This window comes from Hymenobacter sp., from assembly GCF_031398885.1.
Lineage (GTDB): Bacteria > Bacteroidota > Bacteroidia > Cytophagales > Hymenobacteraceae > Hymenobacter.
On record NZ_JANNOD010000081.1, the window covers coordinates 26,593 to 50,235 of the forward strand.

19 protein-coding genes are annotated in these 23,643 nt (G+C 62.0%); 13 read left to right on the top strand and 6 right to left on the bottom strand.

Going from position 1 to position 23,643, the window contains the following annotated elements:
• Window positions 1–183: 183 nt before the first annotated feature.
• Complete coding sequence (locus tag RMO51_RS15640; RefSeq protein ID WP_310396169.1) at window positions 184–1,284, bottom strand: glycosyltransferase family 39 protein; 1,101 nt, start codon at window positions 1,282–1,284, stop codon at window positions 184–186.
• A 287-nt stretch (window positions 1,285–1,571) separates the two neighbouring features.
• Here RMO51_RS15640 and RMO51_RS15645 point away from each other — a divergent pair, with 287 nt between their 5' ends.
• From RMO51_RS15645 to RMO51_RS15655, 3 genes are all read left to right on the top strand, one after another.
• Complete coding sequence (locus RMO51_RS15645) at window positions 1,572–3,176, top strand: glycosyltransferase family 39 protein (protein ID WP_310396171.1); 1,605 nt, start codon at window positions 1,572–1,574, stop codon at window positions 3,174–3,176.
• Between the two features lie 109 nt (window positions 3,177–3,285).
• Entirely contained in the window at window positions 3,286–3,816 is a 531-nt protein-coding gene (locus RMO51_RS15650; protein WP_310396172.1) for a hypothetical protein, read from the top strand.
• 139 nt (window positions 3,817–3,955) lie between these two features.
• A complete protein-coding gene (locus RMO51_RS15655) occupies window positions 3,956–5,410 on the top strand; it encodes a hypothetical protein (RefSeq protein ID WP_310396174.1) in 1,455 nt (484 codons plus the stop codon).
• A 10-nt stretch (window positions 5,411–5,420) separates the two neighbouring features.
• Here the strand turns inward: RMO51_RS15655 and RMO51_RS15660 are convergent, their stop codons facing one another.
• Window positions 5,421–6,146 (bottom strand): glycosyltransferase family 2 protein, encoded by a 726-nt coding sequence (locus tag RMO51_RS15660; protein WP_310396176.1) that lies wholly within the window; start codon window positions 6,144–6,146, stop codon window positions 5,421–5,423.
• A gap of 146 nt (window positions 6,147–6,292) precedes the next feature.
• Complete coding sequence (locus RMO51_RS15665) at window positions 6,293–7,084, bottom strand: SDR family oxidoreductase (protein WP_310396178.1); 792 nt, start codon at window positions 7,082–7,084, stop codon at window positions 6,293–6,295.
• A 402-nt stretch (window positions 7,085–7,486) separates the two neighbouring features.
• Between RMO51_RS15665 and RMO51_RS15670 the strand changes: the two genes are divergently transcribed.
• From RMO51_RS15670 to RMO51_RS15695, 6 genes are all read left to right on the top strand, one after another.
• On the top strand, window positions 7,487–8,251 hold the full coding sequence (locus RMO51_RS15670; RefSeq protein ID WP_310396180.1) for an FkbM family methyltransferase: 765 nt from the start codon (window positions 7,487–7,489) through the stop codon (window positions 8,249–8,251).
• Between the two features lie 51 nt (window positions 8,252–8,302).
• Window positions 8,303–8,821: a 3-hydroxyanthranilate 3,4-dioxygenase gene (locus RMO51_RS15675; RefSeq protein WP_310396182.1), complete on the top strand. Its 519-nt coding sequence runs from the start codon at window positions 8,303–8,305 to the stop codon at window positions 8,819–8,821.
• Window positions 8,822–8,904: 83 nt separating this feature from the next.
• Window positions 8,905–9,939, top strand: coding sequence for an amidohydrolase family protein (locus tag RMO51_RS15680; RefSeq protein WP_310396184.1), 1,035 nt, complete (start codon window positions 8,905–8,907; stop codon window positions 9,937–9,939).
• Window positions 9,940–9,971: 32 nt separating this feature from the next.
• Window positions 9,972–11,258, top strand: a complete 1,287-nt coding sequence (kynU, locus tag RMO51_RS15685; protein ID WP_310396186.1) for a kynureninase — start codon at window positions 9,972–9,974, stop codon at window positions 11,256–11,258.
• A gap of 101 nt (window positions 11,259–11,359) precedes the next feature.
• Window positions 11,360–12,058: a hypothetical protein gene (locus RMO51_RS15690; RefSeq protein WP_310396188.1), complete on the top strand. Its 699-nt coding sequence runs from the start codon at window positions 11,360–11,362 to the stop codon at window positions 12,056–12,058.
• A gap of 66 nt (window positions 12,059–12,124) precedes the next feature.
• Window positions 12,125–12,739, top strand: coding sequence for an alpha-ketoglutarate-dependent dioxygenase AlkB (locus RMO51_RS15695; protein WP_310396190.1), 615 nt, complete (start codon window positions 12,125–12,127; stop codon window positions 12,737–12,739).
• On the opposite strand, the gene RMO51_RS15700 is transcribed toward RMO51_RS15695, so the two are convergent.
• Window positions 12,736–12,942 carry a hypothetical protein gene (locus RMO51_RS15700; RefSeq protein ID WP_310396191.1) on the bottom strand — a complete coding sequence of 69 codons (207 nt, stop codon included), beginning with the start codon at window positions 12,940–12,942 and terminating at the stop codon, window positions 12,736–12,738. The genes RMO51_RS15695 and RMO51_RS15700 overlap by 4 nt on opposite strands.
• 255 nt (window positions 12,943–13,197) lie before the next feature.
• Entirely contained in the window at window positions 13,198–15,993 is a 2,796-nt protein-coding gene (locus RMO51_RS15705; RefSeq protein ID WP_310396193.1) for a TonB-dependent receptor, read from the bottom strand.
• Between the two features lie 592 nt (window positions 15,994–16,585).
• Between RMO51_RS15705 and RMO51_RS15710 the strand changes: the two genes are divergently transcribed.
• Together RMO51_RS15710 and RMO51_RS15715 are read left to right on the top strand one after the other, a co-directional pair.
• Window positions 16,586–17,962, top strand: a complete 1,377-nt coding sequence (locus RMO51_RS15710) for an NAD(P)/FAD-dependent oxidoreductase (protein ID WP_310396195.1) — start codon at window positions 16,586–16,588, stop codon at window positions 17,960–17,962.
• 526 nt (window positions 17,963–18,488) lie between these two features.
• Complete coding sequence (locus RMO51_RS15715; RefSeq protein WP_310396197.1) at window positions 18,489–19,202, top strand: LytTR family DNA-binding domain-containing protein; 714 nt, start codon at window positions 18,489–18,491, stop codon at window positions 19,200–19,202.
• Here RMO51_RS15715 and RMO51_RS15720 read toward each other — a convergent pair.
• Window positions 19,199–19,813: a hypothetical protein gene (locus tag RMO51_RS15720; protein ID WP_310396199.1), complete on the bottom strand. Its 615-nt coding sequence runs from the start codon at window positions 19,811–19,813 to the stop codon at window positions 19,199–19,201. The genes RMO51_RS15715 and RMO51_RS15720 overlap by 4 nt on opposite strands.
• Before the next feature lie 168 nt (window positions 19,814–19,981).
• Here RMO51_RS15720 and polA point away from each other — a divergent pair, with 168 nt between their 5' ends.
• Window positions 19,982–22,876 carry a DNA polymerase I gene (gene polA / locus RMO51_RS15725; RefSeq protein ID WP_310396200.1) on the top strand — a complete coding sequence of 965 codons (2,895 nt, stop codon included), beginning with the start codon at window positions 19,982–19,984 and terminating at the stop codon, window positions 22,874–22,876.
• Between the two features lie 8 nt (window positions 22,877–22,884).
• The gene (locus tag RMO51_RS15730; protein WP_310396201.1) at window positions 22,885–23,445 is read left to right on the top strand and encodes a MarR family transcriptional regulator; all 561 of its coding nucleotides are present in this window, start codon (window positions 22,885–22,887) and stop codon (window positions 23,443–23,445) included.
• The last annotated feature ends 198 nt before the right edge of the window (window positions 23,446–23,643 follow it).

Here is a 23,643-nt window from a genome sequence, read left to right on the forward strand (position 1 = left end):
GCCTTGACATAGCAGTGTTAACTTGTCAATATGGGGTTGGGCAAGCACAAGTTTGGTAAGGTAACGCCCTAAGTGAGCATCCGACCCCACCCCATAATCGCTCCCGCGCTCACTAATTAGCTGATTAACAATGGTGCGATAGGGAACATAGAATACCGCCAGCACCACTGTCACACGCACCACTCACGCTGGGCGTCGGCTCAGTTGAGGTAAATACAATCCCATCAGGTCTTCATACATGATGCTTAGCCCAACGCCCACAACTAATGCGAGAGCAGGATAAATCGGGGCATCGTACCATTCCAGACCGCTCTCCGCCACACTGATGACCACTAACCAGCCCAATATGAATGATGTTAGCAATAAGAAAGCCCGTTTCACAAGGCCAGTAGGCTGAAGCAGTCCCACCAGCAGTGCTGGTCCGATTGCCCAGAACCAAACGCTAAAAAATTTATTTTTAATGTTTAACAAGTAGTAATTCCACTCCTTTGAACCGCCGTGGTCGGTTAAAAAACGCCCGCCTAAATCATTAAATTGCACGGCGTGCCAATAACCGGGGTCGATGGCCTCCCGAAGTAGAAAATACCCCGCCACTACCGTAATCCAAATACCAGCCGTTATATAAATACTTGGCTTGCGCAGCAGCCACAGTATTTTACCCCGTGCAATAGCATACACCAGTAAACCGGGCAGCCCCATCAAGCCAGCGGGCCCCTTTGTGAGGACCGCCGCGACCAAGCCAAGCGTCAGCCAGTAAACACTGCGTCGGCTGCCTAGCTCCACGTACTGAAAAAAACTAATCCATATCAACACCTGCCAAAAAGCAAGCATTGCGTCGTATTCGCCGGTGCGCGCCACGTGCAGCCGAACGTAGCCCGAACAAGTGACCAATACCATGCCGGCAAATAAGCCACCCAAGGGTCGGCGCAACACCTTGGCAGCGAAACGGAATATTAACACTACGGTGCCTAGTGTAGCCAGTAAAATTGGCAAGCGTAGGGCCCAGGTTGAATACCCAAAGATTTTGAAGCTGAGAGCTTCCAACCAAATAAGTAGTGGCGGCTTGGTATTCCAATGGTCGGGGTGGCCCCCAAAGTGTGGGACTAGCCAATGGCCACTGCTGGCCATTTCGACGGCGTTAACGGCCTCGCGCGACTCGTCCCACAGCTGTACTGGATTTCGACCCAACTCGTAATAAAGTGGAAATGCAGCTAGCAATAACACCAACAGCAACTGATTTTCGAATTGAAAAAACCAGCGCCGAAAGTTGACAGAATGGAACAAGTATTTTGATACCTTAATGATTATTCTCTAAATTTTAACAGCCAGTCATCATGCGAATCCAGCACGTGAGCCATGAATGGCATGCGTAGAATGGGCATTTTCAAATTTTCGCTAAAGCAAAGATAGTAGGTGTGCCTGCCGCTTCTCAAACCGTCCGTTCATGTGGAATCAAAATAAATTGATGGGCCAGCTCAATCCGCTGGTTGTTGACTAATTTTGGTTGTCCTATCGATGAGAACCTCGTTTTTACCCTTGCATTGCGTCTGAAACATTTCATTTTTTTCGCTGTGCCCACCTTCTTTACGGCCGCTGGGCAATCCGAAGAGTTCAGAAATCGTGTTTGTTTACTGGCTGGGGGTTCGCTTTTTCTCGTCTTAACGTTGTTTTTCTATGTTCCTTCGATAGGCTTGCTACCCCGGGGCATCCACGCCTGGGCACAGTCTGACCGCCTCTCGTTAGCCATTGGCTTTTACGACAACGGGCTGCATTTCTTCCGGCCACAGACTCAGAACCTCTCATCCATTGACGGCGTCACGGGAGTAGAGTTTCCCCTGATACCTTACTTAGCCGCATTGGGTGCTAAGTTGACGGGCAGAGACAGCTTGGTTTTATGGTACCGCGGGCTTACCGCTAGCACGGCTTGGCTAAGCTATTATTTTTTGTTCCGGTTGGTATTCGAGCGTACCCAACACTTTGTGGCGGCGTTGTTGCCGGGCGTATTCCTGGCTACATCGCCTGTCTTTGCCTATTACGCAGGCAACTTTGTTCCCGACCCGGTCGGGGCCGCGCTGACCTTGGTGGCCTCTTACTACTTGCTACGCTATGCACTCCGGCAACAATTTCGCGACTTGGGCTGGGCCATCGGTTGGTTCACGCTGGCTAGCCTAATTAAAACGTCGGCTGCTATCTACCTAATTGCCGCCATGAGCTCGGTCGTGCTCTGGACCTACCTGCAGCCTTCGGTCTTGCGCCTGCGGCAGAAACTAGGATTTATTGCTCTTTGCCTGGTAAGCTTAGCAGTCGTTATTGGGTACGCCCTGTATAATCGTTATCTCAATGAACTATACGATTCTACCTCTTTCTTAGCCCAGGCTATGCCCATTGAGTCGGAGCAAGAGTACGAGATGGTGATGACCCGCATCAACGATGTATGGATAAAGGAGTACTTCACCAAAGCTCACTACTTCATCCTGCAAGCCAGCGCCCTCATTTGCCTGCTACGCTTACCTCGTATCGTGCGCACCGACTGGCTTTGGGCCATTCAGTTATTTTTGGCTGCCGTCGGCGGCTGGGCCTTCTTTAAATTAATGGGCCGGCAATTTGCCGACCACGATTATTACGTACTGGCACCCTACTGGCCGGGCCTGACTCTTTTGGTGGCGCTGGCTACCGTACAAGCTGCTAATTGGCAGGCTGCGAGCTTCCGTTGGCGCCAATTTCTCCGGCTCGCACACCACGCAGTATTTGGGTCCGCGCTGCTGGCTTTGTTGGTCTTGGCCCTGCCGCGCTACCGGGCCCGGATGAGCGACTCGTACCCTCCTTTTAGCAACGATGACACCTATCGCTGGATGGAAGGCGGCGCCGCCGCAATGAACGCCGCTGAGGTACCTGCCACTGCCACGCTGCTGGTACTGGGCGAGGTGGCCCCCAACCTCAGTTTAGTGTATTTCGACCGCCGCGGCTTGGTCTGGAGGCCGGATATTAATCGAATGCCTTCGGCCGAGTTGTTGGACAAGATGGCCGACGCCGGCCTCGACCACTTAGTTATGCGCCGGGAGGAATTCCAGACCTTATCCCAGGCTCATCCCGATTTACTGCCCGCTTTCACGGAAATCGTAAGCAATAGTCGGTTCGTGTTATTAAAGCGGAATGACGCCCCTGGGCATTGGTGAGTGGGCTGATTGCCCAACAGGTTAGCAGTTGCCGTTTGTGTCCGCAACATTACTTTTATTCCGCAGCAGCCGTTATTGCTGATTGCCGGGACCCTTCTTTATGCATTACATGAAAAACCTGTTTTTTGCGCTGCCTATGGCGGCACTAGCTGCCTGCGGCAATGATGATTCGACCGCTCCCAGTAAGGACGCCATCTTAACCACCGACTTTGAATCGCTGGTAGGATGGGTGCCCGACCCGAGTACGATTACCAAAGAGAAGGCACACTCGGGGCTCTACAGCCTCAAAGTTGACCAGAATCACGAGTTCAGCCTGAGCTATTCGGTTATCTTGGGTCAATTGAGCAGCACCCGCATCCGCGGTATTAAAATGGACGCGTGGGCCTACATGCCCAACAAGGAAGCAACGGCCAAGCTCGGCTTTATCTTGAAAGAGGCCGCTGGGGGAAAGGATATTTTGGGGGATGGGATTGAGCTGGGCAGCCAAGTGAAGGAGTACGGCAAATGGGTGAAAATTAGCAAAGAAGTTAACTTCCCGGCTTCTGCTGGCTATTCTTCTCAAATCGTAATGTTCTTGTGGAGGGCGGGGTCCACGGGGCCAGCTTACGTTGACGACATTCAACTGACGGCACTGCGCTAGGGCACCCGGCACCCCCTTAGGCAACTACAAGCAACGTTGGCCTGCTCCGGTGGCGATGGATTTAAGCCTCGAAATCGGTGTGTTGCACCATGCATCCGCACTAGCGCCTAACGGCTGCATTGCACACTAGCATTACTTCATGGCCTTACCCTCACGCCAGCGCCTAGCCGCTCCGCTCACCTTGATGGTGGGCTGTCTTATTGCCATCAGCGCAGGCCTCTACAACGGGTTTCCCCTGGTAACGTCCGACAGTGGCACTTACATCAATAGCGCTCTTGAGTACACCGTCCCGGCTGACCGGCCCATCGTGTACGGACTGTTCATCCGGGCAACGGGCCTGAAATTTTCGCTGTGGTTGGTCATTTTCGTTCAAGGCATACTGCTGGCCTGGCTACTATTGCGCTACGTGGCGGTGTTTGCGCCTCGCGTTGCATCTAACTTTGGGAGATTGGCCGTGGTGGGGTTTACGACCTGGCTCACGGGCCTGTCTTGGTACTGCAGCCAACTCATGCCGGATATCTTTGCTGCCATTGGCATGCTGTGCTTGGGCTTGCTGCTGCTGGGCCGGTTTCGGTCACGGAGTGAGCAACTGGGGCTGTTGGCCTTATTGCTGCTGGCTTCGCTGGTCCACAACTCACACCCACTCATTCATACGATGGTGGTGTTGGGGTTCGGGCTCGTCGCCTTCAGGCAGCGCTTGTTCAGCCGGGGACTGGTGGGCCGGGGCCAGTGGCTAGCGGTCACGGCCGTGGTACTGAGCAGTTGGCTGGTGCTTCCCGCCATCCACGCAGGGTTTGGGGGTGGGTTCACAATTTCGAGGGCCTCGCCCGCTTTTTTGATGGCCCGACTTTGCGAAATGGGAGTGCTCGACAATTATCTGGCCCGCAACTGCAACCCCGAGACGAATTATAAGCTTTGTGCGTTTCGGGATAAATTGCCAAACGATGCCATCGGGTTCATGTGGGATGGCAACAGCCCGTATAACCAGACGGGTGGCCTGGAAGCTAATTTGACAGAATACCGGCAGATTATCAGCAATATCTTAACCACTCCCCGCTACTATCCTTACTTGGTTAGTGAAAGTGTGCAGGCTACTTTGCGGCAGTTAACGCACGTCGGACATGGCGACGGACTGGTTCCATTTCGCGAAAATACCAACCCGTATTGGAAAGTGCAGAACTTTGCCGGGTACGAATTGAAGGAGTACCTATCGTCACAGCAAAACCGGGGACAGCTTTCCTTTGCTTCACTCAACGAACGTACGTACGGGGCTCAACTGCTGGCGCTGCTGGTACTAGGCAGCTTAATGATGCGGTTCTGGAAACCAAACTCGACGGGTGCGGCCAATTCTACATCACTAGTCCTATACGGTGATGATAAATTCGTACTCCTGCTGCTGATAGTCGGATTATATTTAGTAGCAAATGCCTTCGTCACTGGAGCGTTGGCCAACGTACTGGACCGGCTGCAAGGACGAGTAGCTTGGTTATTGCCATTTATGGCCGTTCTGGCCGCTATCAACGAAGGCCCTACCATAGCTCGGTCACTGTTCAGGCGCGCCAACGTAGCATTCCGCACGGTGCCCTCGGAGTAGCGCTTTTCATCTACTGTCCCAGCAGCCCGTACTTCACGATGCAGAAGATGGCCCGAAACCCGTCGCGCCAGCCGATTTTCTTGCCCTCGGCGTAGGTGCGGCCGTAGTAGCTGATGCCCACTTCGTAGATGCGCACGTCCTTCACGCGGGCTACTTTGGCCGTTACCTCGGGCTCGAAGCCGAAGCGGTTTTCCTCCAGCATCAGGCCTTGGATGATGTCGCGCCGGAACAGCTTGTAGCACGTCTCCATGTCCGTCAGGTTCAGGTCGGTGCACATGTTGGAGAGAAAGGTGAGCACCGAGTTGCCGATGCTGTGCCAGAAGAACAGGATGCGGTGGGGGTTGCCGCCCATGAAGCGCGAGCCAAACACGACGTCGGCAAAGCCCTTGAGAATAGGCTTGATCAGCAGGTTGTATTCTTCGGGGTCGTACTCCAGGTCGGCGTCCTGAATGATGACGTAGTCGCCGGTGGCCTCGCGGATGCCGGTGTGCAGGGCGGCGCCTTTGCCCTGGTTCACGGCGTGCTCCAGCAGGCGCAGGCCCAGCTCCGGGTAACGGGCCGCGTAGGCCCGGATGGTGTCGGCCGAGCCGTCGGTGGAGCAGTCGTTGACGAGGATAATTTCCTTGCCGATGTTGTTGACCAGCTTCAGCTCGCGCAGCAAATCCAGAATCTGGTGGATGGTGCGGGCTTCGTTGTAGACCGGAATAACGATGGAGAGCGTGTCGAATTTTACCAAAATACAAGAAGGGCTTAGGGCGGGCAAATTTAGTTGTTAGTCGGCAGTCGGCAGTCGGCAGTTGGCAGTCGGCTGGCCGACCAGCCGGCATTGATTCCAGAACATTGCTGACAACTGCCAACGAACAACTGACAACTAGTAGCACCTCACAGGCTGCCCGTACGGCCACCGTCCACGGGCACGCTGGTGCCGGTGATGTAGCCCGCGGCCGGCGAGGCCAGGAAGGCCACGGCGGCGGCCACTTCCGCCGCCAGCCCGAAGCGCCGGGCCGGAATCAGTTGGAGCATCTCGGCCTCGATGGCTTCGGCGGACCGGCCGGTTTGGGCGGCCGTTTTCTCGATGAGCGAGGCGTGGCGCCGGGTGAGGGTGGCGCCGGGCAGCACGTTGTTCACCGTGATGCCGTGCGGGCCCAACTCGGTGGCCAGGGTTTTGGCCCAGCTGGCCACGGCCCCGCGGACGGTGTTGCTCACGCCCAGGCCCGGCAGCGGGATTTTGACCGACGTGCTCACCACATTGATGATGCGCCCGAAGCCGGCGGCCCGCATGGCCGGCACCACGGCCTGGGCCAGCAGGTGGTTGCACACCACGTGCTGGTTGAAGGCGAGCTGCAGCGCGGCCACCGGCGCATCCAGCAACGGGCCGCTGGGGGGGCCGCCGGTGTTATTGACCAAAATATGGAAGCCGCCGGGATGCTGGCTCAAGTAATTGCGCACCACTTGTGCCAGGTGGTCCGGGTCGTCGAAATCGGCCACCAGGTAGTCGTGCGTGTGGTTGGTGGGCGCGGGCAGGGCGGCGGCGGTTTCGCGCAAGCGGGGTTCGTTGCGGGCCAGCAGCGTGACGGCGCAGCCGTCTTCGGCCAGGGCCTGGGCCACGGCACGGCCGATGCCCTGGGTGCTGCCGCCCACCAGGGCGCGGTAGGGAGCGAGGGAAAGGTTCATGGGCTAAAAGTAGCCGCCCCGTTCAAGAGCGGCGGGCCGGGGCAGGCCACGGGCGGGGGCGGTTGGTATATTTGCCGGCCTTGTTGGGTCCGTTCGCGGGGTGCCGTGCCATCCCGCCAGTCGCGCTCCGGGCGGCCTAGTTTAAGATTTGGGTCGTGTGTTTGTTAAGGATACGGAAAGCTAGAACAAGAAGTGTGAAGATGAAGCGCGTAATCAACCCGTTATGAAACACGTGAGCCGCCCAGCGTGGGTGCGCGAAGCCAAATGCCTGCGCTCCAAGTGGCCCACGAGCTTTTTTCGCTTGGCGCTGCTCGGTGGGCAAACCGGGCGCGGTACCGCTGCACGAACCAGCGCGTGAAGCTTAGTGCTGCTCAACCGAATCAATACACGCCCAAAAATTGCATGAAGGAACTCCTCAAAAAATTGCTCAAGCGCCTGCCCGTTGCCTTCACCAAGAACCAGCAGTACGACCGCGATACCCGGCGGGTGCTGCAACGGGTGCTACGCCCCGGCGCTAGTTGCGTGGACGTGGGCTGCCACAAGGGCGAGGTGCTGGAGCTGATGCTCCGCTACGCGCCGCAGGGCCAGCACTACGGCTTCGAGCCCATCCCGGCGCTGTTTGAACATCTCACAACGACCTTCGCCGACCGGCCCAACTGTCACTTCTACCAGCTGGGCCTGAGCGACGCTCCCGGCGAAGCCTCCTTCAACTACGTGGTGAGCAACCCGGCCTACAGCGGCTTCGTGAAGCGCAAGTACGACCGGGCCGACGAGCAGGACACGCTCATCACCGTGCGCAAGGAGCGCCTCGATGCCGTGCTGCCCGCCGGCACCCCCGTCGCCCTGATTAAGATTGACGTGGAAGGAGCCGAGCTGGAGGTGCTGCGAGGGGCCACGGCCCTCATTGCGGCTAGCCGCCCGGTCATCGTGTTCGAGCACGGGCTGGGCGCTTCGGACTACTACGGCACCCGCCCGGAGCACCTCTACGACCTGCTGACCAGCGCCCCGCAAAACATGCACATCTCCACCATGGCCCGCTGGCTGGTGGGCCGGCCCCCGTTCGGTCGCGCCGAGCTGGTGCAGCAGTTTGAGCAGGGGCTAAACTATTATTTCATCGCCTACCCAACGGAGCAGCCAGCCGCGGCGATGCCACAGCAGCAAGCGTAACGGCTGGCCGCGACCCAGCGCATTATTAAATTTTTAATCTTTTTATTAGCAATGGTAGCCCGCCCCTTCAACGTTCAGCTCTGGATTGATGAACACCGCCACCTGCTCAAGCCCCCGGTGGGCAACCAGCAGGTATTCAAGGACAACAAAGACTTTATCGTGATGGTGGTGGGCGGCCCCAACGCCCGCAAAGACTACCACGTCGACGCCGGCGAGGAGCTGTTTTGGCAGGTGGAAGGCACGATGACCGTCAAGATTATGGAGGACGGACAGCCGGTCGACATCACCATCGGGCCCGGCGAGATGTTTCTGCTGCCGCCCAACGTGCCCCACTCGCCGCGCCGCCCGGCCGGCACGGTGGGCCTCGTGCTGGAGCGCTACCGCGAGGCCGGCGAGCTCGACGGCTTCCAGTGGTACTGCGAAAACTGCGGCACCAAGCTGCACGAGGAGTTTGCCGCCATCACCGACATCGTGGCCCAGCTCCCGCCCATCATGAACCGGTTCTGGGCCTCGGAGGCGCTGCGCACCTGCGCCAACTGCGGCACCTACATGGAAGCCCCAGCTAAGTAGCCGTTAGCTATTAGCTGCTGGCTGTTAGCTTTTATTGAACGACAGCTAACAGCGAATAGCCAGCAGCTAACAGCTCAAGAAACATGCTTTCCATCGACATTCACACCCACATTCTGCCCGAGCGCTGGCCCGATTTGGCGGAGCGCTACGGCTACGGCGGGTTCATTCGGTTGGAGCACCACAAGCTCTGCTGCGCCCGCATGATGCAGGACGACAAGTTCTTCCGCGAGGTGCAGGACAACTGCTGGGACCCCGCCGTGCGCCTGCGCGAGTACGACCAATTTGGGGTGCAGGTGCAGGTGCTGAGCACCGTGCCGGTGATGTTCAGCTACTGGGCCCAGCCGCTGGACTGCCTCGACCTGAGCCAGCGGCTCAACGACCACATCGCCGACGTGGTGCGGCGCTACCCCACCCGCTACGTGGGCCTGGGCACCCTGCCGATGCAGGCGCCGGGCCTGGCCGTGAAGGAACTGGAGCGGTGCCTGAGCCTCGGCTTGGCCGGCGTGCAGATTGGCTCGCACGTCAACGACTGGAACCTCGACGCCCCGGAGCTGTTCGAGGTGTTTGCCGCCGCGGCCGAGCTGGGCGCCTGCGTGTTCGTGCACCCCTGGGACATGATGGCCCAGCAGAAAATGCCCAAATACTGGCTGCCCTGGCTGGTGGGCATGCCCGCCGAAAGCACCCTGGCGCTCTGCTCCCTGGTATTCGGTGGCGTGTTGGAGCGCCTGCCGCACCTGCGCGTGGCCGTGGCCCACGGCGGGGGCACCTTCGCCAGCACCATTGGCCGCATCGAGCACGGCTGGCAGGTGCGGCCCGACCTGTGCGCCGTCGACAACCCCCACAACCCGCGCAACTACCTGGGCAGGTTTTGGGTTGACTCCCTGGTGCACGACCCGCTGATGCTGGACTACCTGGTGAAGACGCTCGGGGCCGACAAAATCACCCTCGGCTCCGACTACCCCTTCCCGCTGGGCGAGCTGGCGCCGGGCCAGCTCATCAATTCCATGCCGTACCCCGCCGAGGTCAAGGCCCAGATGCTGGGCCAGAACGCGCTGGACTGGCTGGGGCTGGCCCGCGAGCAGTTCGTGGCCGCGCCCGCCGCACAAGCCCGGCGCTAAGCCCGCGCCCGGTGCCTGATATTTGCCCTTCCATGACCTACGTCACTGCCTCACTTTCTGCCGCCGCCCTCGACGCGGCCGACCCGCTGGCCGCTTTCCGCCGGGAGTTTCACCTGCCGCCCGGCCCCGACGGGCGGCCCTGCGCCTACCTGTGCGGCAACTCGCTGGGCCTGCAGCCTAAGGCCGCCCGCGCCGCCGTGGAGCAGGAGTTTGCGGCCTGGGAGCAGCGGGGCGTGGAGGGCCACTTCCACGGCACCGCGCCCTGGCTGCACTATCACGAAACCCTGACGGCCGCCACCGCCCGCCTGGTGGGCGCCCGGCCCTTGGAAGTGGTGGTGATGAACAACCTGACCGTGAACCTGCACCTGCTGCTGGTGTCGTTCTACCGCCCCACGGCCACTCGCTACAAGATTCTGATGGAAGGCGGCGCCTTCCCCTCCGACCAGTACGCTATCGAAAGCCAGGCCCGCCTGCACGGCCTTGACCCCGCCGACGTCATCGTGGAGCTGCTGCCCCGGCCCGGCGAGCACACCCTGCGCACCGCCGACATCGAGGCCAAAATCCAGGAGCTGGGCACCTCGCTGGCCACCGTGCTCATCGGGGGCGTGAACTACTACACCGGGCAGGCCTTCGATATGGCCGCCATCACGCGGGCCGGCCACGCCGTGGGCGCCCTCGTGGGCTTCGACCTGGCCCATGCGGCCGGCAACCTGGAGATGCACCTGCACGACTGGGACGTGGACTTCGCCTGCTGGTGCACCTATAAGTACCTCAACTCGGGGCCCGGCGGCACCTCGGGCGTGTTCGTGCACGAGCGGTTTGCCCACCGGCCCGACCTCGTGCGCCTGGCCGGCTGGTGGGGCCACGACCCGGCCGACCGGTTCGAGATGAAGAAAGGCTTCCGGCCCATGCCCGGGGCCGCCGGCTGGCAGCTCTCCAACGCCCAGATTTTCCCGATGGCCATCCACCGCGCCAGCCTCGACCTCGTGGACCGGGCCGGCGGCATGGCCGCGCTGCGCCGCAAGAGCGAGCAGCTCACCGGTTACCTCGAACGCCTGATTCAGGAGTTGGAACTGCCCGGGTCGCAGCTTGAAATTATCACCCCGGCCGACCCGGCCCAGCGCGGCTGCCAGCTTTCGGTGCTGGTGCCCGAGCACGGGCGCGAGCTGTTCGACTACCTGGCGGCGCGGGGCATCATCGCCGACTGGCGCGAGCCCAACGTCATCCGCCTGGCTCCCGTACCGCTGTATAATTCGTTTGCCGATGTGCACCGGGCGGGGGTTGCGATAAGGCAATTCACAATGAACAATGAACAGTGAGCAATTGCTGGCCGAAACTTCGTTGGCGGTTGCCCGTGGTTCATCACAAATTGTTCATTACTTATTGTTAACTGCTCATTGTTAACTGCTCATTGATTCCCATGGAAGATTACGCCGCCAAGATGCTGCTCAAAACCGACGCGGCCCTGCGCGAGTACGTGACCGGCCATGCCCAGTACCGGGAGGCCGCCGTGCTGGCCGCCCTGGCCGAGTTGCGCCGCCGCGGGCAGCCGGCCCCCGAAGAAGCGGCCCTGCGCCCCGGCCTGGAAGTGGCCGCCGCCGCCCAGCAAACCGTCGACGAGGCCGCCGAAGCCCAGCGCTGGCAAGCCACCGCAGCGGCCAACCCCACCGCGGCGGCGGCGGACGACGACCCCGCCAGCCCGGCGCTGTACTCGCCGGTTACCATCGTCTTGTTTTCGATACCCTTCACGCTGCTGGCCGGCGGCACTTTGCTGGGCATCAACCTGTGGCGGCTCGACCGCAAGCGGGCGCTGCTCGGGCTGGTGCTCTTCGTGTTGGCATACTGTGCGGCGGGAGCGGTGGCTTTGAGCTGGGCCCTGCCCCGCTACGGGCTGAGCCCGTGGTACGGGCCCCTGTTCAACCTGCCCGCCGTGCTGGCGTACGTGCTGTGGTTTTGGCCGCGGCACGTGGGGGTGGTGAACTACCGGAGCCGGGGCTGGCTGGTGCCGTTGGCGGTGTGTTTTGCGGTGGTCTTTGGCTTGCAGAGGCTGAACAACTACCTCATCCAAAAGCAACCCAAAGAAGTGCAGCAGCAGCTGGAACGCATGATGCCGAAGTAGCCAGTTTAACCCTCACCGCTTGCCGAGCCGAGCCACCCGGCCCTCACCTGCTCCTTCTGCCTGCCCATGCCGTTGTCGCCACTGCTGCTACCCGACGCCGAACTGTTTTTTGACGCTGCCTTTCTCCCGGCGGCCGAGGCCGCCACTTTGCTGGCGCAGCTCACCGCCGAAGTGGCCTGGGAGCAGCGGTCCATTCGCCTGTTTGGGCAGCAGGTGCCCCAGCCCCGGCTTACGGCCTGGTACGGCGACCCGGCCGCGCGCTACACCTACTCGGGCCTGACCTGGGAGCCCCGGCCCTGGACCGCCGCCCTGCTGGCCCTGCGCGGGCGCGTGGAAGCCGCCACCGCGACCCGCTTCAACAGCGTGCTGCTCAACCTGTACCGCGACGGCCGCGACAGCATGGGCTGGCATTCGGACGACGAGCCCGAGCTGGGCCCGGCCCCGGCCATCGCGTCCCTGAGCCTGGGAGCCACGCGCCGCTTCCGCCTGCGGGCCCGGCCCGGACTGGCCCACGCCCCCATTGGCCTCGACTTGCCCAGCGGCAGCTTGCTGCTCATGCGCGGCCCCACCCAGCAGCGCTGGCAGCACACGTTGCCCAAGACGGCCCGCGCGCTGGGCTCGCGCCTCAACCTGACCTTTCGGTGGGTGGCGGGCCCGGAAACGCCGCGGGCCCCGGGCTAGTAGCGAATTCCGGGGTGGCCGCTCACGTTGGCGTACAGCCCTTCGCCTATCACGTAGTCGCCCAGCCGCAAAGCTCCCGGGGGAACGGGCTCCGGCCCGGGCGGCAATGCCTCGGTGAGATTAGAGAGGGCCGCCGCGAAAGGGCTGGCCAACGGTAGAACAGGCAGCCGCTTGGGGCGCCGGGCAGAAGTGGAACGGGACATCCGAGTAGAGAGTAATCAATAACAGAATAATTGGACGCTAACCAGCGCAATTTAATCAGGCGCTGCCGCCGCGTATCAAGGAGTGTACCAAGCTGAAAAACGGCTTTCTTACGGCACTCTCGGCCTATTCTGCGGCCTCCCACCACCCTTTTTTACCCATTTTGGGAAACGGCTAGGAAGCCGGGACAGCCGCGCAAAAAAGCCCCAACCGTTTCTGCACAGGGTGGGGCTTTTTGCGCGTAATTCCGCCAGCTACTAAAGGTCAAACAGCAGCCCAACGTAGCCGATGCGGCCGATGCTGGGCGCGCCGTACACCTGCAGGTTGGGCGCAGCCAGCAGGTTGGAGCCGCCGGCTTGCAAAGTCGTGCGCAGGCTCTTAATGGTGTAGCCCACCTGCGCGTCCAGGGTCTGGGCCACGGGCACGGTCCCGGTGGCAAAAGTCGACTCGTACAGGTAGGCGTCGGCCCAGCGGTAGTTGACGTTGTAGCTCAGCTGGCGGTCCAGGGCCTGGCCATCCAGGCCCAGGTTGAACTTGTGGCGCGGCGTGTTGAAAAACGACTGCGTCCCCGCTTTGAAATCCTTGGTGATAAGGTCGTTGTAACTGTAGTTGCCGCTCAGGGTCAGGGCCGGGGCGAAGGCGTAGCTCAGCGTGAGGCCCGCGCCCTGGCTCTCCACGCGCTGGTCCACGTTGGCCGCAATCTGGATGATGCGGGTGTCGTTGGCCGCACCGCTGGCCAGCACCGGGCTCTGGAAGCGCACACTGGCCCCGGTGGCTATTTGGGCCGCGGTGGGCCGGCTGCCGTCGGTGTTGCCGATGAAGTTTTGGGTGGCGATGAAGTCATTGTACGTGTTGTAGAAATAATCCACGTCGACGTACAGCTTCTTGGCTAGCTGGGCGCGGTAGCCCACTTCGTAGCTGTTCACTTCTTCGAGCTTGAGCGCCGGGCCGCTGTACTCGAAAGCGGCCAGCTCGGCGGCGCGGGCGGGGGCCAGGATGCCCGGCAGCTGCCTCGTCAGCCCGGTGGTGTAGCCCTCGAAGCCGTTGCGCACGTTGCCCAGCAAAATGGCCCGGCCCACGTCGAGCTTGATGTACTGGTCGTTCTGGGTGGGCGCGCGGAAGGCGCGGCTGTAGCTGACGCGGAAGTTCTGCAGCTTGTCCGACCCCAGCGAGTACACCGCCGAGGCGCGGGGCGAAAACGCCGTGCCGAAGTTCTGGAACCGGTCGACGCGGCCGGCGGCGGCCAGCTTCAGGTGCTCGTCAAACAGGGTTTTGCTGGCCTGGGCGTAGGCGCCGAACTCGTAGTTGGTAATCCGCTCGCCGTCCTTCGTGTCCTCGAACAAGCTGCCGTCGGAGCCCAGCAAAAACTGCCGGTAGGCCCCGCCCACGGTCAGGTCGGCGAAACTGTTTTTAAGCGTGTACTGCCCGCTGCCCTCGTTGAGCACGGAGCGGATGACCAGCCGGGCGCCCTGGCCGGGCGTCGGGTCGTGGATGATGCGGTTGCGGGCGTCGTTAAACTCCGGGGTGCCGGGCTGCAGTTGAGTTGGCGCCGCGGCGTTGACCGCAGCCTGAATCGAGGCGTCGGCGCCTTGGCCATCCCTCAGGCCATTGGCTAGGGTACCCAGGTAGGTGCCCACGTAGCGCTGGCCGTAAGTGACGGCGGAGCCGGGCACCAACTGGTTTTGCAGAAAGCCTCCCAGGAAACCCAAGTTGTAAGAGCCGTCCCCTTGCGCGTCACGCTTTCCCGAAAGGTCGTGCGTGCTAAAGGCCCGCACAAACCAGTTGCGGCCTTCCAGCTGCACACGGCCTTGGTGGGCGCCGCCGTTCAAAAAGCGGTAGCGGCTGGCACTCTGGTAAGTGGTGTTGGCTTGGGTGTACTTGTAATCGAGTGTGGCTTTTACCCGGTTGCTGAGCAACACGGCCAGGCTGGGAGCCACTTTGTATGAATTTGTTTTCTCGTCGCCCGCTAACAGCTCACGCTCCGAATAGCCGGGCAAGAATAGGGTTTTGCCCACTAAAGCGGCCGGCGTCGCAATGGGCGCGCCGTTCCGGTCCTTATACGACACCCCAGTGGCCGGATTGATAAGCGTCGACCCGAAGGTGATGGCGCCCACGTCGCCGTAGCGGTTCACCGCATCGTAACCGGCGGCCGAACCGACGGGGTTGTTGCTGGGCTCAATTAAAGCGGAAGTGGCTTCTTGGTTGTTGGCAATAAAGTCGTCAGCCACCGTGGCCCCCCCCGAGATTTTAAAGGCCACCCGCTCGCCCAGCTTCACGGCGTAGCGCAACTGGCCGTCGAGCAGGTTGCGGGTGCCGCCGCGCACGCGCACCGTCAGGCCGGGGTCCAGGAAGGGGTCTTTGGAGTTGGTGAGCAGCACGCCATTGAAGGCGTTGGCACCGTAGAGGGCCGAAGCCGGGCCGTGCACGATTTCCACGCTGGCCACGTCCAGCACCGGCATACCCAGCAGGTTGCCGAAGTTGGAGCTCAGACTTGGTATCTGGGTGTCCATGTAGTCGGCCAGCTGAATGACCCGCTCGGCGCGAGAGGAGTTGAAGCCCCGGGTGCTGAAGCTGGTGGTGAGCAGGCTGGAGCTGCTCACGTCGATGCCCTTGAAGCGGCCCAGGCCGGCCACCAGGTCGGGGGTGGTGATTTGCTCCACCTGGCGCTGGTCGAGCTTTTCCACCGTCACCGGCACCTGGCCAATGCTTTCTTCCACGCGGGACGCGGCCACCACCACCTGGTCGAGCACGGCGCTGGGCCGCAGAATGACCGTCAGGGCGTTGTCAGACTCGCTCAGCGGCAACTCCTGGGTTTCGTACCCGATGAAGGACACCGACAACGTCAAAGGCCCTTTGGAAAAGTCGGCTTTCAGCTGAAACAGGCCTTCTTCGTTGGTGCTGCCGCCCGTGTAGGTGCCTTTGAAAATAACCGTCGCCCCGGGCAGGGGCGTGCCGGCTTCCGTTTGCACAGTACCGCCGATGCTTGAGGCTTGGGACCACCCGCTAAGCGGCAGCAACAGGCATAAAACAATGTAAAAGTAAATTCGACGCATATAGGGGAATTAAAGAAATGAGGCCGTAAACCTACCATTTTCTTTTTGCACTTTGCGCATTATCAATGGGGTATGCCTGCTATAAATTTATAATTCAAATTATTCCGGTAAAAATCAGCTAGTATCTGATGCCGGGGTGCCCCAACAGCTGCGGGTCGCCCTCCGCGCTCACGAGGTACTCTCCCACGCGCAAGGCCGTAGCCGCGGGCGGCGTTGCGGCCGCGGCCCTGCGGCGCCGCCGCCCGGCCACGCCTGGCATGCGCCCGGCCGCGGCCTGCGCGCGAGCAGCCAAAAAGAGCGCCCGGCGGCGAGCCGCGCGGCAGCGCCACCTAAAGTAGCCCATGCGCTTATGCCAAAAACGAAAATGCATCATACCGAAAAGTAGTTTAATTCTACTGATTGGAATTGCTCAACTTTCATGCGGCAGTTGAGCGGCCCCAGAATTTTCCGACCAACTTGACTGCTTTCCGGTTCAACTGTAGCAAAGGCCCGTTCGATTGTTCTGCTACCGGCGCCGCCCCGGATGCCTCCGGGCCCGGCGCGGCGCTGGCAGTAGCTTCGCGGTGCCACCCCACCCTTTTCCACGCCGTTTATGTCGTCCGCTGCCCCCGCATTTTCCCCCGCCGAGCCCCTTACCGTGATGGGCGCCGGGCTGGTGGGCTCCTTGTTGTCCCTGTACCTGGCCCGGCGGGGGCATCCCGTGCAGGTGTTTGAGCGGCGGGCCGACCCGCGCCGGGCGGGCTTTCAGGAAGGCCGGTCCATCAACCTGGCGCTTTCGGACCGCGGCTGGCGCGCTCTGGAGGGCGTGGGCGTGGCCGATGACATCCGCCAGGTGGGCATTCCGATGACTGGCCGCGTGATGCACGACGCGCACGGTGCCCTTACGCGGCAGCCTTACGGGCAGGATGGCCAGGCCATCTACTCCGTGAACCGCGGCCACCTCAACCGCCGGCTGCTCGACCTGGCCGAGGCCCGGCCCAACGTGCGCCTGCGCTTCGGCCAGCAGTGCCTGGGCATCGACTTGAAGAACCAGCGCCTCGACCTGCTCGACACGGCCACCCAGCACGCGCACAGCGAGCCCTACACCCGCCTGTTTGGCACCGACGGCGCTTTTTCGGCGGTGCGCGGGGCCTTGCAGCGCACCGACCGCTACGACTACTCGCAGGACTACCTCGAATACGGCTACAAGGAGCTGACCATTGCGGCCGGCCCCGCGGGCGCCTGGCAGCTGGAAAAAAATGCGCTGCACATCTGGCCCCGCGGGCAGTTCATGATGATTGCGCTGCCCAACCTCGACGGCTCGTTCAACGGCACGCTGTACTTTCCCTTTGAGGGGGCCGAAAGCTTTGCCGCCCTGCGGACCCCCGCGGAGGTGGTGGCTTTTTTCGGGCGGGTTTTCCCCGATGCCCTGCCCCTGATGCCGCAGCTGGCCACTGAGTACTTCCACAACCCCACCAGCTCGCTGGTGACCATCCGCTGCTACCCGTGGAAGCACGCCGACGACGTGCTGCTGCTCGGGGATGCCTCCCACGCCATCGTGCCTTTTTACGGCCAGGGCATGAATGCCGGCTTCGAAGATTGCCGCGTGCTCAACGAGCTGCTGGACCAGCACGGCGACGCCGCCTGGCCCGCCATTTTCGGCGCCTTTCAGGCCCAGCGCAAGCCCAACGCCGACGCCATGGCCGACCTGGCCCTGTACAACTTCACCGAAATGCGCGACCGGGTGGCCGACCCGCGCTTCCTGCTGCAAAAGAAAATCGAGGGCAAACTTGCCGCCCAGTTCCCCGGCCGCTGGACGCCGCTCTACTCCCAGGTCACGTTTTCGCACACGCCCTACGCCGAGGCCTGGGCCGCCGGCCAGCGGCAGGATGCCATCATGGCCCGCCTCATGCCCCACATCCGCGCCGAAGCCGATTTTGACCAGCCGGCCGTACAGGCGCTGGTGCAGCGGGAAATGGCTGATTTTTAGTTGTCAGCTGTCAGCAATGGGAGACCTGTGCATCAGCAACTTCCCGCGCAGCGCTGGCCGCTAGCACTAAACGGTCAGCGCGGTGCCGTGGAGGACCGAACGGGGGCGGCGAGCTGCCGACCGGCAGGAGGCTTCGCGCACTGGCCCGGAGAAGCCGGGGGCGGCGGGGACTGGGGAGGCTGGCCTGCGCCGCCGAACTGGCCACCAGCACAAGCACCCCCACGGAGAGAAGACGGGCCGACACCGTACACCCAAAAAAGCAAGGGGAGCCGACCAAAGCGGCCCCGCTGGCGGCGCACTTGCACCGCTCCAAGTTTATTAGAGCGGTTGCCGGTTGGTGTCCGGGCCGCTTGGGGGGTGCGGGGCCATCCCCGCACCCCACCGAACCGCTCTGCGTTGGCTGTTTATTTATTTTCTGCCGGCGCGTGGTTGTCGCCTTTTGCTGCGCGGGTAGTTACTTTATGTCGGTGAATGAATAAACCCGCTGGTCACCATCTTTGCGCTCTACCTTGTGTCCTTCTTTCCCATGATGACTTGTGCCATTATTGACGACGACGAGATTAATCGGTTGACCCTCGAACACTACGTTGGGCTGAGCCCCAACCTCAAGCTCGTGGCCTCACTGGCCGATGGCATTGCCGGGCTCACGTTCTTCCGCGAAGGCCACAAGGTTGACGTGCTGTTTCTGGACATTGAGATGCCCCACCTGAGCGGCCTGGAGCTGCTGCGGGTGCTCACCGACCCGCCCGAGGTCATCATCACCACCGCCCGCCAGGATTTTGCCGTTGATGCGTTTGAGCTGCGCGTGACCGACTACTTGGTGAAGCCCTTCGACTTTGCCCGTTTCACGCAGGCCGTGCAGCGGGTGCAGCCCCGCCCCCGCCCCGCCCCGGGCGCCCCGGCCCCCGCCGAAGGCCCCGTCAACGCCGACCTGTTCGTGAAGGTCAACAGCCGCATGGTGCGCATCAATTTCGACGACGTGCTATACGTGGAGGCCCTGTCCGACTACGTGAACATCGTCACGCCCAAGCACAAGTACATCGTGTACACCACGCTCAAAGCGCTGGAAACCCGCCTGGGGCCGTTTCCGAACTTCATCCGGGTGCACCGCAGCTACCTGCTCAACACCCAGCACATCGAGTCCATTGAGGACAACACGGCCAACCTGCACGGCGGCCACTTCGTGCCCATCGGCAAGTCGTACCAGGAAGGCTTTTACAAAAGCTTGCAGCGAATTTAGGAACCGGGGGAGGCTGCGCGGACCTGCTGGTAGGCCGGCAGCTCGTAGAACGGGCGCAGCAGGCGTACCACGTCCAGGGCGTCGGCCAGGGCTTCGTGGGCCACGTCGCGATCGGCAAAGCGGGCGCGGGCCTTGCAGATGCTCATGCTGGGGAGGCGCGAGTCCTTGTGCCAGTTGAGGTAGAAGGCGGCCGGGTCGAGCATGGCGGGCTCGGCGCGCACCAGGGTGCCGTAGCCGGGCAGTTCCTTGAGAAAGCCGAGGTCGTAGGAGGCAATGTTTTTGCCGGCCATGGTCACGGCCACGCAACCCTTGGGGTTGAGGCGAAAGCCGTGGGCCAGCAAAAACTCGCGGAGCTGGGGCACCAGCTCGTCGGGGGCGCACAGCTCGGGGTTGGGCTCTTTGAGGGCCAGCTCTTGCAGCAGACGGGCGTTGAGGGCCAGCGCGCCGGCCGTGCCCACGTACTCGGGGTGGCGCACCACGCGCCGGAAGGCGGGCAGCTCGGCCAGCGGCAGCGGGCGGCGCGAGTCTTCAATCACGGCGGCCAGCTCCAGCACTTGGTGGCGGTGCGGGTTGGGGCCGGAGGTTTCGAGGTCGAGGGAGACGTAGCGCATGGCCGGGTGTACGCAGAAGCGGGGTGCCGAGAATGCTGGACCGCCAGAGGGCATTCCTAGCGCGAACCCACCCAACGGGTCAATGGCGCCAACAGCCAATCGGCAACCGAACCGCCCGGCGGTGAGCGGGTAGTTGACGTATCCTCCGCTACCGTACTTTCGCCCATCATGACCGACACCACCGCGCCCACCGCTCCCGCGAAGAAGCTCTTCCTGCTCGACGCCTTTGCCCTGATTTACCGCTCGCACTTCGCCTTCAGCAAAAACCCGCGCATCAACTCCAAGGGCATGAACACCGGGGCCGTGCTCGGCTTCACCAACACGCTGGTGGAGGTGCTGCAAAAGGAAAAGCCGACGCACATCGGCGTGTGCTTCGATGGACCGAAGAAGACGTTCCGGCACGAGCAGTTTGCGGCCTATAAGGCCCAGCGCCAGGCCATGCCGGAGGACATCGGCGTGGCCATTCCCTACATTAAGAAAATCATCCAGGGTTTCCACATCCCCATTTTGATGATGGACGGCTTCGAGGCCGACGACGTGATTGGGACGCTGGCCCAGAAGGCGGAGAAGGAAGGCTTCGAGGTGTTCATGATGACGCCGGACAAGGACTACTGCCAGCTGGTGACGGAAAACATCAAAATCTACCGCCCCGCCTTCATGGGAAACGCGGCCGAAATTCTGGACGTGGCCCACGTGCTGGCCCGCTTCGAGATTGAGCGGGTGGAGCAGGTGATTGACATCCTGGGGCTGCAGGGCGACGCTTCCGACAACATTCCCGGCATCCCCGGCATCGGCGACAAGACGGCCAAGGCGCTGATTAAGCAGTTCGGCTCGGTGGAGAACCTGATTGCCAACGCTGACCAGCTCAAGGGCAAGCAGCAGGAAAACGTGCGCAATTTTGCCGAGCAGGGCCTGATGAGCAAGGAGCTGGCCACCATCCACGTGAACGTGCCGCTGGACTTTGAGGCCGACCAGCTGGTGCTCGACGCCCCCGACGAGGCCACCCTGCGCGCGCTGTTCGACGAGCTGGAGTTCCGGCAGCTGGCGGCCCGCGTGCTGAGCGGCGGCCCCGCGCGCACGCCCGCCGGCGTGGCCAAGCCCGGCACCACCGGCGCGCGGCGGCCCCGCGCGGCGGCCGGCGGCCAGGCCTCGCTCTTCGGCAACCCCGGCGACGGGGCCGTGGCCAGCGGCGCTGAAGAGGGGGAAAATGGGCAGTACGGCGCTCCGGCCGGCCCGCGCAAGCGCCTAGCCGACGTGCCCTACCAGTACCACCTGATGGACACGCCGGCGCTGCGCCAGGCGCTGCTCTCGTTCCTGGTACAGCAGGCCGAGGTCAGCTTCGACACCGAAACCACGGGCCTGGACATCATGACGGCGCGGCTGGTGGGGCTGAGCTTCTGCTGGCTGCCCGGCGAGGCCTACTACGTGCCCGTACCGGCCGACGACCAGGCCGCCACCCAGGCCATCGTGGACGAGTTCTGCCCGTTTTTCGAAGCCGAAGGCATCCTGAAAATCGGCCAGAACGTGAAGTACGACCTCACCATTCTGCGCCACTACGGGGTGGAGGTGGGCGGGCCGCTGTTCGACACCATGCTGGCCCACTACCTCATCGAGCCCGACATGCGCCACAACATGGACGTGCTGGCCGAAACCTACCTGCACTACTCGCCGGTGTCGATTCTGGACCTCATCGGTCCCAAGGGCAAGAAGCAGATTACGATGGCCGACGTGCCGCCCGCCGAGGTGAAGGACTACGCCTGCGAGGACGCCGACGTGACCCTGCAGCTCAAGCACGTCTTCGAGCCCATGCTGCAAGAGCTGGGCCTGCTGGGCCTGCTGAATGATGTGGAAAACCCGCTGGTGCCGGTGCTGAGCAGCATTGAGTACGAGGGTGTGCGCATCGACTCGGGGGCCATGAACGAGTACTCGGCCGAGCTGCAGGGCTACATCACGGAGCTGGAGGCGCAGATTTTCCAGGAGGCCGGCGGGCCGTTCAACATCGGCTCGCCCAAGCAGTTGGGTGATATCCTGTTTGGCAAGATGGCCCTGCCGGGCGGGCGCAAGACGGCCACGGGCGCGTGGAGCACGGATTCAGATGCGTTGGAGGACCTGGCGGCGCAGGGCATTGAGCTGGCGCGTCGCGTGGTGGACTGGCGGCAGCTTGCCAAGTTGCGTTCCACCTACACCGATGCGCTGCCCAACTACATCAACCCCACCACAGGCCGGGTGCACACGAGCTATGCGATGGCGGCCACCTCCACGGGGCGGCTCTCATCGTCCGATCCCAATTTGCAGAATATTCCGGTGCGCACCGAGGAAGGCCGCCGCATCCGCACTGCCTTCATCGCCCCGCCCGGCACCAAGCTGATCAGCGCCGACTACAGCCAGATCGAGCTTCGCGTGCTGGCCCATGTGGCGGATATTCCGCAACTCAAAAAGGCCTTTGCCGACGGGCTTGATATTCATGCAATGACGGCAAGCGAAATGTTCGGCGTGCCGGTCAAAGGCATGGATCCCGCCGTGCGGCGGCGGGCCAAGGCGATCAATTTCGGTATCATCTATGGCATTTCGGCCTTTGGCCTGGCCAACCAATTGTCGATCAGCCGCGAGGAAGCGGGCGACTATATCAAGACCTATTTCAGCCGATTCCCTGGCATCAAAACCTATATGGATGAAACCAAGAAATTTGCCCGCGACAAGGGCTATGTGGAAACCATCTTCGGCAGGCGCTGCCATTTCGCCCGGATCAATTCTCCCAACGCCTCGGAGCGCGCCTTCATGGAGCGGGCCGCCATCAACGCGCCCATCCAAGGGGCGGCGGCCGACATTATCCGCCGCGCCATGATCCGCATGCAGGAGGCCCTTGATACAGCGAAGCTTTCGGCCAAGATGCTGCTGCAGGTGCATGACGAATTGATTTTCGAAACCCGCGATGCGGAAATCGAGGCGACGATGAAGGTGGTGAAGCACGTCATGGAAAAGGCGCCGGAGCCGGCGGTGAAGCTGACAGTTCCCCTGCAGGTCGATGCGCTGGCCGCGATGAACTGGGACGAGGCGCATTAGGCGGGGCAATGGCAAAGGACAAGATAGATAACGCGAGCATTGCATGGCCCCTTGAGCGACTCACACGGTTGATGCGGGCGGGCGAACACGAGGGCGGCTTGAACCCGGCGCAGTGGGAGGCGCTGCGCTATCTCTCGCGGGCCAACCGCTTTTCCAATTCCCCCATCGCGCTCACGCGCTTTCTCGGCTCCACCAAGGGCACGATTTCGCAAACCATCAAAGCGCTGGAGCGCAAGGGCTTCATCGCCAAGGCCCCGCGGGAAAATGAGGGGCGCTCGATCAATCTCAGCCTGACGCCCAAGGGCAGCGAGGCGTTAAAGAATGATCCATTGGCGGAGTTTTCCAAATCGCTGGATGATTTGAGCGGTAAGAACCGGCGGCGGCTGGCGAAGGGCCTGGCCGACCTGCTGGAAACAGAGCTGAAACGGCGCGAGCAGCCGAGCTTCGGCACCTGCCCCACCTGCCGCTATTTCCGCGAAGGTGATGTGCGGGGTCCACACGGCTGCACATATTTTGATGCGGGACTATCGAGCGCCGAGTTGCAGCTGATCTGCATCGCGCACAGTTAAGATGCCCTCATCCGCCCTGTCGGGCACCTTCTCCCATGGCCCAAGAGCCACGGGAGAAGGCGATAATTTCTAAAGGTTTTGCCTTCTCCCGTCCGAAGGATGGGAGAAGGTGGCCGAAGGCCGGATGAGGGCTCTCCCTACTCCGCCGCCAAGGCCATTTGCGGGCTGGCGTCCATGATGTCGGCGCCGACGTGGTCC

Bases quoted from the DNA above. Each gene is read 5' to 3' on its own strand.
- RMO51_RS15650 (WP_310396172.1), top strand. From the start codon at position 3,286: ATGAAAAACCTGTTTTTTGCGCTGCCTATGGCGGCACTAGCTGCCTGC.
- RMO51_RS15655 (WP_310396174.1), top strand. From the start codon at position 3,956: ATGGCCTTACCCTCACGCCAGCGCCTAGCCGCTCCGCTCACCTTGATG.
- RMO51_RS15665 (WP_310396178.1), bottom strand. From the start codon at position 7,084: ATGAACCTTTCCCTCGCTCCCTACCGCGCCCTGGTGGGCGGCAGCACC.
- RMO51_RS15670 (WP_310396180.1), top strand. From the start codon at position 7,487: ATGAAGGAACTCCTCAAAAAATTGCTCAAGCGCCTGCCCGTTGCCTTC.
- RMO51_RS15675 (WP_310396182.1), top strand. From the start codon at position 8,303: ATGGTAGCCCGCCCCTTCAACGTTCAGCTCTGGATTGATGAACACCGC.
- RMO51_RS15680 (WP_310396184.1), top strand. From the start codon at position 8,905: ATGCTTTCCATCGACATTCACACCCACATTCTGCCCGAGCGCTGGCCC.
- kynU (WP_310396186.1), top strand. From the start codon at position 9,972: ATGACCTACGTCACTGCCTCACTTTCTGCCGCCGCCCTCGACGCGGCC.
- RMO51_RS15690 (WP_310396188.1), top strand. From the start codon at position 11,360: ATGGAAGATTACGCCGCCAAGATGCTGCTCAAAACCGACGCGGCCCTG.
- RMO51_RS15695 (WP_310396190.1), top strand. From the start codon at position 12,125: ATGCCGTTGTCGCCACTGCTGCTACCCGACGCCGAACTGTTTTTTGAC.
- RMO51_RS15700 (WP_310396191.1), bottom strand. From the start codon at position 12,942: ATGTCCCGTTCCACTTCTGCCCGGCGCCCCAAGCGGCTGCCTGTTCTA.
- RMO51_RS15705 (WP_310396193.1), bottom strand. From the start codon at position 15,993: ATGCGTCGAATTTACTTTTACATTGTTTTATGCCTGTTGCTGCCGCTT.
- RMO51_RS15710 (WP_310396195.1), top strand. From the start codon at position 16,586: ATGTCGTCCGCTGCCCCCGCATTTTCCCCCGCCGAGCCCCTTACCGTG.
- RMO51_RS15715 (WP_310396197.1), top strand. From the start codon at position 18,489: ATGATGACTTGTGCCATTATTGACGACGACGAGATTAATCGGTTGACC.
- RMO51_RS15720 (WP_310396199.1), bottom strand. From the start codon at position 19,813: ATGCGCTACGTCTCCCTCGACCTCGAAACCTCCGGCCCCAACCCGCAC.
- polA (WP_310396200.1), top strand. From the start codon at position 19,982: ATGACCGACACCACCGCGCCCACCGCTCCCGCGAAGAAGCTCTTCCTG.
- RMO51_RS15730 (WP_310396201.1), top strand. From the start codon at position 22,885: ATGGCAAAGGACAAGATAGATAACGCGAGCATTGCATGGCCCCTTGAG.